Origin of the sequence: Oerskovia jenensis, from assembly GCF_016907235.1 — a bacterium.
GTDB lineage: Bacteria > Actinomycetota > Actinomycetes > Actinomycetales > Cellulomonadaceae > Oerskovia > Oerskovia jenensis.
This window is the reverse complement of record NZ_JAFBBO010000001.1, coordinates 692669-705109: the sequence shown is the minus strand read 5'-3', so window position 1 is coordinate 705109 and position 12441 is coordinate 692669. Positions and strand designations below refer to the sequence as shown.

At 70.4% G+C, this 12441-nt stretch carries 12 protein-coding genes; all 12 read left to right on the top strand.

From position 1 onward, the window contains the following. Window positions 1-68: 68 nt before the first annotated feature. The 12 genes from JOD49_RS03220 (at window position 69) to JOD49_RS03165 (ending at window position 12436) form a co-directional block, all read left to right on the top strand. Window positions 69-1115 (top strand): cell division protein FtsQ/DivIB, encoded by a 1047-nt coding sequence (locus tag JOD49_RS03220; protein WP_205305941.1) that lies wholly within the window; start codon window positions 69-71, stop codon window positions 1113-1115. A 172-nt stretch (window positions 1116-1287) separates the two neighbouring features. Next, window positions 1288-2601 (top strand): cell division protein FtsZ, encoded by a 1314-nt coding sequence (gene ftsZ / locus JOD49_RS03215; protein WP_205305940.1) that lies wholly within the window; start codon window positions 1288-1290, stop codon window positions 2599-2601. 3 nt (window positions 2602-2604) lie between these two features. Continuing rightward, window positions 2605-3408: a purine nucleoside phosphorylase YfiH/LACC1 family protein gene (locus JOD49_RS03210; RefSeq protein WP_205305939.1), complete on the top strand. Its 804-nt coding sequence runs from the start codon at window positions 2605-2607 to the stop codon at window positions 3406-3408. A 125-nt stretch (window positions 3409-3533) separates the two neighbouring features. Beyond that, window positions 3534-4019 (top strand): cell division protein SepF, encoded by a 486-nt coding sequence (locus tag JOD49_RS03205; protein WP_205305938.1) that lies wholly within the window; start codon window positions 3534-3536, stop codon window positions 4017-4019. Between the two features lie 26 nt (window positions 4020-4045). After that, on the top strand, window positions 4046-4330 hold the full coding sequence (locus JOD49_RS03200; RefSeq protein ID WP_205305937.1) for a YggT family protein: 285 nt from the start codon (window positions 4046-4048) through the stop codon (window positions 4328-4330). 153 nt (window positions 4331-4483) lie between these two features. Further along, window positions 4484-5140, top strand: coding sequence for a DivIVA domain-containing protein (locus JOD49_RS03195; RefSeq protein WP_205305936.1), 657 nt, complete (start codon window positions 4484-4486; stop codon window positions 5138-5140). Window positions 5141-5302: 162 nt separating this feature from the next. Further along, window positions 5303-5764 (top strand): TraR/DksA family transcriptional regulator, encoded by a 462-nt coding sequence (locus tag JOD49_RS03190; protein WP_205305935.1) that lies wholly within the window; start codon window positions 5303-5305, stop codon window positions 5762-5764. A 104-nt stretch (window positions 5765-5868) separates the two neighbouring features. Continuing rightward, the gene (locus JOD49_RS03185; protein WP_239525130.1) at window positions 5869-6645 is read left to right on the top strand and encodes a signal peptidase II; all 777 of its coding nucleotides are present in this window, start codon (window positions 5869-5871) and stop codon (window positions 6643-6645) included. Beyond that, a complete protein-coding gene (locus tag JOD49_RS03180) occupies window positions 6645-7583 on the top strand; it encodes an RluA family pseudouridine synthase (RefSeq protein WP_205305933.1) in 939 nt (312 codons plus the stop codon). The genes JOD49_RS03185 and JOD49_RS03180 overlap by 1 nt, the downstream gene beginning before the upstream one ends. Before the next feature lie 46 nt (window positions 7584-7629). Next, window positions 7630-8097 carry a GNAT family N-acetyltransferase gene (locus JOD49_RS03175; RefSeq protein ID WP_205305932.1) on the top strand — a complete coding sequence of 156 codons (468 nt, stop codon included), beginning with the start codon at window positions 7630-7632 and terminating at the stop codon, window positions 8095-8097. A 254-nt stretch (window positions 8098-8351) separates the two neighbouring features. Continuing rightward, window positions 8352-11909, top strand: a complete 3558-nt coding sequence (gene dnaE / locus JOD49_RS03170; RefSeq protein WP_205305931.1) for a DNA polymerase III subunit alpha — start codon at window positions 8352-8354, stop codon at window positions 11907-11909. After that, the gene (locus JOD49_RS03165) at window positions 11906-12436 is read left to right on the top strand and encodes an NUDIX hydrolase (protein WP_307822346.1); all 531 of its coding nucleotides are present in this window, start codon (window positions 11906-11908) and stop codon (window positions 12434-12436) included. The genes dnaE and JOD49_RS03165 overlap by 4 nt, the downstream gene beginning before the upstream one ends. Window positions 12437-12441: the final 5 nt, after the last annotated feature.

Below are 12441 nucleotides of genomic sequence, written 5' to 3'. Positions count from 1 at the left end.
CGTCCCGCCCTCGTCCCGCGGCTCCTCGTCCCGCGTCCCCTCCGGCGCCGTCTCGCCAGGCCCCGCCCGTGCGTTCTCGTCCGGCCACCTCCGGCCGGGGCGACGCCGCGGAGCCCGGGGAGGACGTCGTGGCGTCGGGGCGCGGGGTGGACGAGCGCGCTCGAGCGACGCGCGGCTCGACGGTGCGGGGCTCCGCGACGTCAGGTCGAGCCGACGACGACATCGCGACCCAGCCGCTCGTGCTCCGGGGGAGCGAGGTCGCTCGGACGGACTCGCCGGGCCCGTCGGCAGGCCCGGCGCTCGAGCGGCCCCTGTCGGGCCCGCTACCTCTCGTCCGGGGACCGGTGGGTGGCCGGGGTCGCCCCGTCGACCGCGTGGTCTCGACCGGGATGGCGGACCGGCTTGCCGAGAAGGCCGCGATGCGTCGGCACCGTCTCCGGAACCGGGTCCTCGGCTGGGCCGGTGGGGTGCTCGTGCTCGCGACCGCGGTCTGGGTCGCGCTCTTCTCGCCGCTGCTCGGGACGGACCCGGCCAAGGTCGAGATCTCGGGCGAGGGGACGGTGATCGACATCGCCCAGGTCCAGCAGGTCGTCGGCGGCGTCTCGGGGGTCCCGTTGCCCCGGGTGGACACGATCGGCCTGCGCGACGCGATCCTCGACCTCAACGGCGTGCGCGACGTGCGGATCCTGAGGGTGTGGCCGGACGGGCTCAGCGTGACCCTGGAGTCCAGGGAGCCGGTGGCCGCCGTGCCGCACGAGGGGGCCTTCGCGCTGCTGGACCGTGACGGGGTCCAGGTCGCGACGGTCGACGCGGTGCCCGAGGGCTTGCCGGCCATCGGTGTGACGCTCGACGAGAAGGGCGCGCGGTCGTTGCGGGCAGCGCGGATCGTGCTCAACGCGCTGCCGCCCGAGCTGCGGGCCGAGGTCGCCGAGGTCACGGCACCGACGCAGGACGCGGTCACGATGACGCTGCGCGACGGCGCGGTCGTCGAGTGGGGCAACGAGGAGGACGCGGCGCTCAAGGTCAGGGTCCTCCAGGCGCTCCGGGGGTTGCCGGAGAACCAGGGAGCCCGGCTCTTCGACGTGTCGGCCCCCACGATGCCCATCACCCGGTGAAGGGTCGGGACGATGTGACACGAACCATGGCAGAGGTTTTCGCCGACACGCGCGGTCGGGTCGTTGATACGGCAGAGGCGGACACCTACCGTCGACACAGCACAACCTGACATAACTATAACCCTCTAGTTGAGGGTGAAGGTTGAGGGCTACAGGATCGAGAGGCATTGACGTGGCAACTCCGCAGAACTACCTAGCAGTGATCAAGGTGGTCGGCATCGGCGGTGGTGGCGTGAACGCCGTCAACCGGATGATCGAGGTCGGTCTCAAGGGCGTCGAGTTCATCGCCATCAACACCGACGCGCAGGCGCTGCTGATGTCCGACGCGGACGTCAAGCTCGACGTCGGGCGCGAGCTCACGCGTGGCCTCGGAGCGGGCGCCGACCCCGAGGTGGGCAAGAAGGCGGCCGAGGACCACGCCGAGGAGATCGAGGACGTCCTGCGCGGCGCCGACATGGTCTTCGTCACGGCGGGCGAAGGAGGTGGCACCGGGACCGGTGGTGCTCCCGTGGTCGCGCGCATCGCGCGTTCGCTGGGCGCCCTGACCGTCGGTGTCGTCACGCGTCCCTTCACGTTCGAGGGGCGTCGTCGGTCCGTCCAGGCCGACCAGGGGATCGAGGCCCTGCGCAACGAGGTCGACACCCTCATCGTCATCCCCAACGACCGGCTCCTGTCGATGTCGGACCGCAACGTCTCGGCGCTCGACGCGTTCCACTCGGCCGACCAGGTCCTGCTCTCGGGCGTCCAGGGCATCACGGACCTCATCACGACCCCGGGGTTGATCAACCTCGACTTCGCCGACGTGAAGTCCGTCATGCAGGGCGCGGGCAGCGCCCTCATGGGGATCGGCTCGGCACGAGGCGAGGATCGTGCGGTCCAGGCCGCAGAGCTCGCGATCTCCTCGCCGCTGCTCGAGGCCAGCATCGACGGGGCGCACGGCGTGCTGCTCTCGATCCAGGGCGGCTCCGACCTCGGACTCTTCGAGATCAACGAGGCGGCACGCCTGGTGCACGAGGCGGCACACACCGAGGCGAACATCATCTTCGGTGCCGTGATCGACGACGCCCTGGGCGACGAGGTCCGGGTCACCGTCATCGCGGCCGGGTTCGACGGGGGCACGCCCCAGATCCGCAAGGACGCACGAGCCCTGGGGCAGGTCGCCGGCGTGGCAGCGGCACCGCCGGCACCGGCGCCGCTGCCCGCGGCGGTCCCCACGGCCACGGGCAGCCACACGCTCCCGCGTCCGGTGGTCCCGATCGCCTCGGAGCCCGACGACGTGCCCGTCACCTTCGGCGGGGGGGCGGCCACGGTCTCGGCCGGCTACGCGCCGATCCCGACGTTCAGCGTCGTGCCGACCGACGAGAACGTGAACGCCGAGCAGCTCGCGGCCGAGCGGTCCGCCCAGGTCGAGGTTCCTCGCCTGTACGACGAGGAGCCCGTCCGGCGCAAGGTCGAGGACCTCGACGTGCCCGACTTCCTGAAGTAGCACGTGCTCGATCCTGCACTCCCCGCACCCCCGGTTCTCGAGGTCGACCTCGGGCCGGGGGTGCGTGCTGCGTTCACGGGCCGCACGGGGGGAACCTCGCCCGCGCCCTGGTCGGGTCTCAACCTCGGCCTGGGGGTCGGTGACGACGCCGGGCGCGTCCTCGCTCACCGGGAGTCGGTCGGTCGGTGGCTCGCTGCGCCCCTCGTGTTCGGCACGCAGGTCCACGGTGCCGGGGTCCGCGTGCTCTCGCGGGACGATCGGGCCGCACGCCTCGAGCACGGCGAGGGAGCCGCGACCTGCGGCGAGCACGACGCCCTCGTGACGGCCCAGGCAGGCCTCGGGCTCGGCGTCCTGGTCGCGGACTGCGTCCCGGTCCTGCTCGCGGACCCGGGTGCTCGGGTCGTCGGCGTCGTCCACGCGGGTCGGGCAGGTCTGCTCGCAGGGGTCGTGGGTGCCGCGCTCGGGGCGCTGCTCGCCCAGGGGGCGCGAGCGGACCGGGTGCGCGCCGTCGTCGGGCCGTCGGCGTGCGGGCGCTGCTACGAGGTCCCCGCGCGGATGCGCGAGGAGGTCGCCGCGGTGCGTCCCGGCACGCGGTCGACCACGAGCTGGGGCACGCCCGCGCTCGACCTGCCGGCGGGAGTCGTCGCCGAGCTGCGCGCCGCCGGGGTGCAGGAGATCACCACGACCGACGTCTGCACCCTCGAGGACGAGCGGTTCTACTCCCACCGTCTCGCGTCGCGCGACGGCCGCACCACGGGCCGGTTCGCAGGGGTCGTCGCCCTGGAGCGGGCCGGTGCGAGACCGTAGCGTGCCGTTTCTCACCCCCGTACCCGTTGTCGCCTCCTGGGCGTGTCGCATCCGGCGCCCGTCCAGGGCTGGGCTAGCGTGCAAAGCACGGAACCAGCAGTCGACATGAGGACGGAGAGAGGGCGATGGCCGGAGCACTTCGCAAGACCATGCTTTACCTGGGCCTCGCTGATGATCGAGGCGAGGGCGACCAGGAAGAGTTCATCGACGAGTACGACGACTTGGGGGCCGACGTGCCGACCGACTACCAGGCTCAGGTGACCCCCCTGCACCGGACGGTCGCCCCACGAGAGGTACCCCAGACGAGCATGTCAGCAGCAGAGCTCCGCAGGATCACGACCGTGCACCCGCGCTCCTACAACGACGCCCGCGTCATCGGGGAAGCGTTCCGAGGCGGCACGCCGGTCATCATGAACCTCTCCGACATGGACGACGCGGACGCCAAGCGGCTCGTCGACTTCTCCGCGGGTCTCATCTTCGGGCTGCACGGGGCCATCGAGCGCGTGACCAACAAGGTCTTCCTGCTCTCGCCCGAGCACGTGGAGATCACCGGTGAGGAGCAGGCTCCCGAGCCTCCGGTGAACCGGGCCGGCTTCTTCAACCAGAGCTGACCGCGGACTCTGGCACAGTTGACCTCGTGAATTTCGTCTTCGATCTGCTGGCATTCGTCCTCGGCCTCTACCTCGTGGTGCTCATCGGACGGGTGGTGTTCGACTGGGTGCAGGTCTTCGCGCGCGACTGGCGTCCGCGTGGCGTCATGCTCGTGCTGGCCGAGGCCATCTACACCCTGACCGACCCGCCGCTGCGAGCGCTGCGCAAGGTCATCCCGCCCCTGACCATCGGTCAGGTGCGCATCGACCTCGGTTTCATCGTGCTCTTCCTCGCAGTGTCGTTCGCGGCACAGATCCTGAGGGGCGTGTAACACGTAGAAATCTGACATCACGGCGATCTCGCGCCCGACGACCCTGGTGGGTCTCCGGTCGGAGGCCGCCTCCGCTGACAATCTCCGCTACTTTGGACTGTGGCGATCTCGAGATCGCCCGGACTGACGGCGCAAACGCATTGAGGTGAGACGATGGCACTGCTGACAGCAGAGGACATCCTGAACAAGAAGTTCTCCGCGACGAAGTTCCGCGAGGGATACGACGTCGAAGAGGTCGATGACTTCCTGGACGAGGTGGTGAGGACGCTCAACTCCGTGCAGGAGGAGAACGACGACCTCAAGACCAAGCTGGCCGCAGCGGAGCGACGCGTCGCCGAGCTCAGCCGGGCCGACGCCTCGGCGCCGTCCAAGCCGGCCGTGGTCGAGGCGGTGTCCTCTCCGGAGCCCGCCCCCGTCGTCGCGAGCTCGGCCCCTGTCCTGGGCAAGTCGACCGCCGAGCCGGAGTCGGCCACGGGCATGCTCCAGCTCGCCCAGAAGCTGCACGACGACTACGTGCGCTCGGGCCAGCAGGAGGGTGACCGCCTCATCGCGGAAGCGAAGGAGGAGGGGACCCGGATCGTGCAGGAGGCCGAGGAGACCTCGCACCGCACGCTCTCGCAGCTCGAGCAGGAGCGCTCGCTCCTGGAGCGCAAGATCGACGAGCTCCGTCTCTTCGAGCGGGACTACCGCACGCGTCTCAAGAGCTACCTGCAGAACCTCATGGGCGACCTCGACAACCGCGGCAGCGCACTCCCGCCGCGCAGCGGTTCCGGCGCGGGTCGCTCGAGCGACCTCAGCGCGGGCATCTAGTCCACCTGCCACCTGGCAGACGATCACACCAGGCGTGCGGACCACAGGGTTCGCCGTCGGTCGGTCCGTGACGACGCACCACGCCGGTCCATCCGGCGTGGTGCGTTGTGCGTACCGGCAGGCGGCGTCTACTCTCACCGCAACTCGAACCGGAGGGGCGACATGACCAAGCTCAGCACCGCGACGCGCGCGGTCGTACGACAGCAGTTCCCGAACCTAGCTCGCGACGTCAAGTCCTTCCCAGTGCGTGACGGCGAGGAGCCGTGGACGGTGAAGGAGGCGGAGGAGCAGGCAGCGACTCTGCTGGAGGAGCGCGAGCGCCTCGAACGAGAGCTGACCGAGGCCGACCAGGAGCTCTCGGAGCTCCTGCGCAACTCGGGGGACGGCGCGGGCGACGACCAGGCGGACTCCGGGTCGAGCGCGCTCGAACGTGAGCAGGAGCTCACCCTCGTCAACAACATGAGGGACCTGCTCGAACAGACCAAGCACGCGATCGACCGCATCGCGGCCGGGACCTACGCGACGTGCGAGGCCACGGGGCTGCCGATCGGCAAGGCACGCCTGCAGGCCTACCCGCGGGCGAACCTGTCCGTCGAGGCCAAGCAGCGCGAGGAACGTCGCTGACGCGACCCCTGCGCCGTACGGACCACGGCCGCCGTCCCCCGGGACGGCGGCCGTCGTCGTCCCGGATCGTTGACCCGGGACCGGGCATGGCAGACTTGCCGCCGATGCCATCGACTCCCTCACCCCAGCAGCCCGTGCCCGCCGACCCGTCCGAGGGCAGCGCCGAGACCGTCGGCGCGACCCCGGCCGCCGACCTCGCGCCGCGCACGACCGTCGCCCCTCGGCGTCTCGTCCTGTGGGTCGTGGTGCTCGCGGCCCTCGTCGTCCTGGTCGACCAGGTCACCAAGATCTGGGCCGTCGCGGAGCTCGAGGGCCGCGAGACCATCGAGCTCCTCGGCGAGTGGCTCCACCTGACGTTCATCCGCAACGAGGGGGCGGCGCTGGGGATCGGCTCGGGCTACACCTGGATCCTGACGATCGTCGTCACGGTCGTGATCGTGTTCATCCTGCGCAGCATGCGCAAGATCGGCTCGCGCGGCTGGGCGGTCGCCCTCGGGCTGCTGCTCGGAGGGGCGCTGGGCAACCTCATCGACCGGATCTTCCGTGAGCCCGGCTTCGCCCAGGGGCACGTGGTCGACTTCATCGGGTACGGCGACCTGTTCATCGGGAACGTCGCGGACATCGCGGTCGTGGCGGCCGCGGTGATGATCGCGATCCTCTCGGTCCAGGGCATCGGCATCGACGGGCAGCGCCATGTCGAGCAGGAGCAGGCGCACGCGAAGGGCGACGTCGACGAGGAGGGGAGCGGCGTCCCCGAGCGGACCACCGACGCTCCCGGGCCGGGTGCTCCCACCACGACCTCCCCGAGCGCCGGACCCCAGGGTTCGGGCGCTCCGGGCACGACGTCCACGTCCGGCCCGACGGCCGGGACGGAGTCCTGATGGGCCAGGTGCGCGCGCTCCCGGTCCCCGACGGGCTGGCCGGCGAACGGGTCGACGCGGCACTGGCGCGCCTGCTCGGCCTGTCACGCACGCGTGCGGCCGAGGTCGCGGCGCTCGGCGGCGTGCGGGTCGACGGTCGCGAGGTCGGCAAGTCCGACCGGTTGGTCGCCGGTGCCTGGCTCGAGGTCGAGATCCCCGACGAGCCCGAGGCCCGGGAGCCGCAGATCGTCGCGGAGCCCGTGCCGGGCATGAAGATCGTCTACGACGACGACGACGTCGTGGTCATCGACAAGCCGGTCGGTGTCGCGGCGCACCCCTCGCCGGGCTGGACCGGTCCGACGGTCGTGGGCGCGTTGATCGCCGCGGGGTACCGGATCTCGACCTCGGGGGCCGCGGAGCGCCAGGGGATCGTGCACCGGCTCGACGTCGGGACGTCGGGACTCATGGTGGTGGCCAAGAGCGAGCTCGCGTACTCGGTGCTCAAGCGCGCCTTCAAGGAGCGCACGGTCGAGAAGGTCTACCACGCGCTCGTCCAGGGGCACCCCGAGCCGACGACGGGCACGATCGACGCGCCCATCGGACGTCACCCGTCGGCCGACTACAAGTTCGCCGTCACGGCCGAGGGCAAGCCCTCGGTGACGCACTACGAGGTCCTCGAGATGCTGCCCGCGGCCTCGCTCGTCGAGGTGCACCTCGAGACCGGGCGGACGCACCAGATCCGGGTGCACTTCTCCGCGCTGCGGCACCCGTGCGTCGGCGACCTGACGTACGGTGCGGACCCCGTGCTGGCCAAGAAGGTCGGACTGACGAGACAGTGGCTGCACGCCGTGCAGCTCGGGTTCGAGCACCCCGCGACGGGGCAGTGGACCCAGGTCACGAGCGAGTACCCCGACGACCTGGCGCGCGCGCTCGAGGTCGTGCGCGGGGCGTACTCCTGAGCACCGGTCGAGGGTCCGCAGGGGCCCGTCGACGGAAGGACGCCGGATGCTGACGACGGAACGGGTCCGCACGCCCGAGCAGCTCGCCGAGGCGCACGGCCTGCGGCTGACGGTCTTCGTCGACGAGCAGCGCGTGCCGCTGGCCGAGGAGATCGACGACGCCGACTTCGCACCGACCACGACGCACGTCCTCGCGCGCGACGGCGCGGGTCGGGTCGTCGGGACGGGGCGTCTGCTGACCGACCCGGCCCACCCGGGCGACGTGCACGTCGGACGGGTCGCGGTCGCACGCACCGCCCGCGGGACGGGCGCGGGAGCCGCGGTCATGCGAGCGCTCGAGGAGATCGCGCTCGCTGAGCACGCGTCGGACGGCAGCGTCCGGATCGAGCTCAGCGCGCAGACCCAGGCGGTCGGCTTCTACGAGCGTCTCGGGTACCAGGCGTACGGTCCCGTGTACCTCGACGCCGGGATCGATCACCGGGACGCCGCCAAGACGCTCACGGCTCAGGACTGACCGCAGGAGGACGCCCTCCACCGCGCTGCGGGCCGACGGCGCCGCCGGTTCGCCCTTGGCGTGCGCGACAGGCCGTACGGGCCGTACGGGCCGTGCGGGACGAGCGAGCGCGAGAGGCTTCGAGGGGCCGCGAGGGGGCGTGGCGCCGTCGGGCGGGGACGGAGCCTGCGTCCCGACGGCATGAGACGAGGCACACGCCCGTGCCCGGAGGCGACACGCCGAGAGGCGTCGGTGGCTCGATCTAGACTCGTCGCATGCCGTCTGCCGTCGCCCCCGGAAGCACCCAGAAGTCCGACGACTTCGTCCACCTCCACGTCCACACCGAGTACTCGATGCTGGACGGCGCCGCGCGGCTCGGAGACCTCTTCGAGGAGACCGCGCGCCTGGGGCAGAAGGCCATCGCGACCACGGACCACGGCTACATCTTCGGGGCGTTCGACTTCTGGTCCAAGGCGACCCAGGCGGGCATCAAGCCCATCATCGGGGTCGAGGCGTACGTCACGCCCGGCACGAGCCGCTTCGACCAGACGCGCGTGCGCTTCGGCGAGAAGGGCCAGGAGTCCGACGACGTCTCGGCCCGCGGCGCGTACACGCACCTGACGATGTGGGCCCGCAACAACGAGGGCCTGCACAACCTCTTCCGGGCGAGCTCGCTCGCCTCGCTCGACGGCCAGATGGGCAAGTGGCCGCGCATGGACCGTGACCTGCTCGAGCGCTACGGCAAGGGCATGATCGCGTCGTCGGGCTGCCCGTCGGGCGAGATCCAGACCAAGTTGCGGCTCGGCCAGTGGGACGCGGCCGTGCAGGCCGCGGGCGAGCTCCAGGACGTGTTCGGCAAGGAGAACTTCTACGTCGAGCTCATGGACCACGGGCTCGACATCGAACGTCGCGTCATCAAGGACCTGCTGCGGCTCTCCGAGACCATCGGGGCACCGCTCGTCGCGACCAACGACCTGCACTACGTGAAGAAGGAGGACAGCCACTCCCAGGAGGCGCTGCTGTGCATCAACTCCGGCTCCACGCTCGCGGACCCGGACCGCTTCAAGTTCGACGGCGACGGCTACTACGTGAAGTCCGCCGCCGAGATGCGGCACATCTGGAAAGAGCTGCCCGAGGCCTGCGACAACACGCTGCTCATCGCCGAGCAGTGCGAGGTCAGCTTCGACACCTCGGCCAACTACATGCCGAACTACCCCTGCCCCCCGGGCGAGGACGAGACCTCCTGGTTCATCAAGGAGGTCGAGAAGGGCCTGCACTACCGCTACCCGGACGGCATCTCGGACGCCGTGCGCAAGCAGGCCGAGTACGAGACCCAGGTCATCGTGCAGATGGGCTTCCCGGGCTACTTCCTCGTCGTCGCCGACTTCATCAACTGGGCCAAGGACAACGGCATCCGCGTGGGGCCGGGGCGTGGCTCGGGTGCGGGCTCGATGGCCGCGTACGCGATGCGCATCACGGACCTCGACCCGCTGCAGCACGGGCTGATCTTCGAGCGCTTCCTCAACCCGGACCGTGTGTCCATGCCCGACTTCGACGTCGACTTCGACGAGCGTCGTCGTGGTGAGGTCATCCGCTACGTGACCGAGAAGTACGGCGAGGACCGCGTCGCCCAGATCGTCACGTACGGCACCATCAAGGCCAAGCAGGCCCTCAAGGACTCCTCGCGTCTCCTGGGCTTCCCCTTCGCGATGGGGGAGAAGCTCACCAAGGCCATGCCGCCCGCGATCATGGGCAAGGACATCTCGCTCACGGGCATCTTCAACCCCGACGACAAGCGGTACAACGAGGCCGACGAGTTCCGTCAGATCCACGCCGCGGACCCCGACGCCCAGCGTGTCGTCGAGCTCGCCAAGGGCATCGAGGGCCTGAAGCGCCAGTGGGGCGTGCACGCGGCCGGCGTCATCATGTCGAGCGAGCCGCTCATCGACATCATCCCGATCATGCGCCGCCTGCAGGACGGCGCGGTCATCACGCAGTTCGACTACCCCACGTGCGAGGGCCTCGGCCTGATCAAGATGGACTTCCTGGGGCTGCGCAACCTCACGATCCTCGACGACGCGCTCGAGAACATCGTGATGAACGGCAAGGACCCGGTCGAGCTCGAGGCCCTGACGCTCGACGACCCCAAGACCTACGAGCTCCTGGGGCGCGGCGACACCCTGGGCGTGTTCCAGCTCGACGGCGGCGGCATGCGGACCCTGCTCAAGCTCATGCGCCCCGACAACTTCGAGGACATCTCGGCCGTGGGCGCGCTCTACCGCCCCGGCCCCATGGGAGCCAACTCGCACACCAACTACGCGCTGCGCAAGAACGGGATGCAGGAGGTCACTCCCATCCACCCCGAGCTCGAGGAAGCCCTCGAGGACATCCTGGGGACCACGTACGGCCTGATCGTGTACCAGGAGCAGGTCATGGCCATCGCGCAGAAGGTCGCGGGGTACTCGCTCGGCCAGGCCGACATCCTGCGCCGCGCGATGGGCAAGAAGAAGAAGTCGGAGCTGGACAAGCAGTTCGAGGGCTTCTCGAACGGCATGAAGGACCGCGGCTACTCCATGGCGGCGGTCAAGACGCTGTGGGACATCCTGCTGCCGTTCTCCGACTACGCGTTCAACAAGGCCCACTCCGCGGCCTACGGCGTCGTCTCGTACTGGACCGCGTACCTCAAGGCCAACTACCCGACCGAGTACATGGCCGCGCTGCTCACGAGCGTGCGCGACGACAAGGACAAGTCGGCCCTGTACCTCAACGAGTGCCGCCGCATGGGGATCACGGTCCTGCCGCCGGACGTGAACTCGTCGTCGGCCAACTTCACCGCCGTCGACAAGGACATCCGCTTCGGCCTGACCGCGGTCCGCAACGTCGGCGCCAACGTGGTGGACGCGATCGTCGCGACGCGCGAGGACAAGGGGACGTTCGGGTCCTTCACCGACTTCCTCGACAAGGTCCCGGCCGTGGTCTGCAACAAGCGGACCATCGAGTCGCTCATCAAGGCGGGGGCGTTCGACTCGCTCGACCACGCGCGGCGCGCGCTGCTCGTGGTGCACGAGCAGGCCGTGGACTCGGTCATCAGCGTCAAGCGCGAGGAGGCCAAGGGACAGTTCGACCTCTTCGCCGACCTGGGTGGCGAGGACCCCGCCATGTCCTTCAGCGTCGACGTGCCCGACATCCCGGACTGGGACAAGAAGCAGCGCCTCGCGTTCGAGCGCGAGATGCTCGGCCTGTACGTGTCGGACCACCCGCTGTCGGGGCTCGAGCACGTGCTGACGCGCGCGGCCGACACGTCGATCGCCGCGCTCATGGCCGACGAGGCCCGCCCCGACGGCTCGACCGTCGTGATCGCGGGACTCATCACCTCGCTCCAGCGCAAGATGAGCAAGAACGGCAACCCGTGGGCCGCGGTCACGATCGAGGACCTCGAGGGCGGCGTCGAGGTCATGTTCTTCGGCGAGACCTATCTCGCGTACTCGACGATCCTCGCCGAGGACCAGGTCGTGGTCCTGCGCGGGCGCGTACGGCGCCGCGACGAGACCATGCAGCTCCAGGCCATGGAGGTCTCGCTGCCCGACATCTCGACGGTCGCCGAGACCCCGGTCCTGGTGAGCCTGCCCGAGTCGCGCTGCACCCAGCCCGTGGTCGAGAGGCTGCGCGAGATCCTCTCGACCCACCCGGGGGTGACCGAGGTGCACCTCAAGCTCACGAGCCCCGGCCGGACCAAGGTCATGCGCCTCGAGGACACCCTGCGGGTCACCAAGAGCCCTGCGCTCTACGGAGACCTCAAGGCGCTGCTGGGACCCTCGTGCCTCACGGTGTGACCGGGGACTCGGGTCGAGGGGCCGGTGGCGGGTACGTCCCGGTGTCCGACGGCTCTCCGGGACGGTTCCAGGTGATCCCGGCCGCGTACGTGCTGCTGCGCCGCGACGACCAGGTCCTGCTCCAGCTCCGGCAGAACACCGGGTACATGGACGGTCACTGGGCCGCTGCCGCGGCGGGGCACGTCGAGGAGGGCGAGAGCGTGCTGGACGCCGCGCGGCGAGAGGCACGCGAGGAGCTCGGCATCGACGTCGGGACGACGGATCTCGAGGCACTCACGGTGATGCACCGCACACGCCCGGACGGGGGACCGATCGAGCAGCGGGTCGACTTCTTCTTCGCGTGCCGCACATGGACGGGTGACCCGGTGATCGCGGAGCGGGAGAAGGCCGCCGACCTGCGGTGGTTCGCGCTGTCCGCGCTGCCCGCACCCGTCGTGCCGCACGAGGCCGCGGTGCTCGGGGCGCTCGCCGCCGGCACCGTGCCGCCGGTCATGACGTTCGGCTTCTCGGACCCGGGCGGGACGTAGACTCG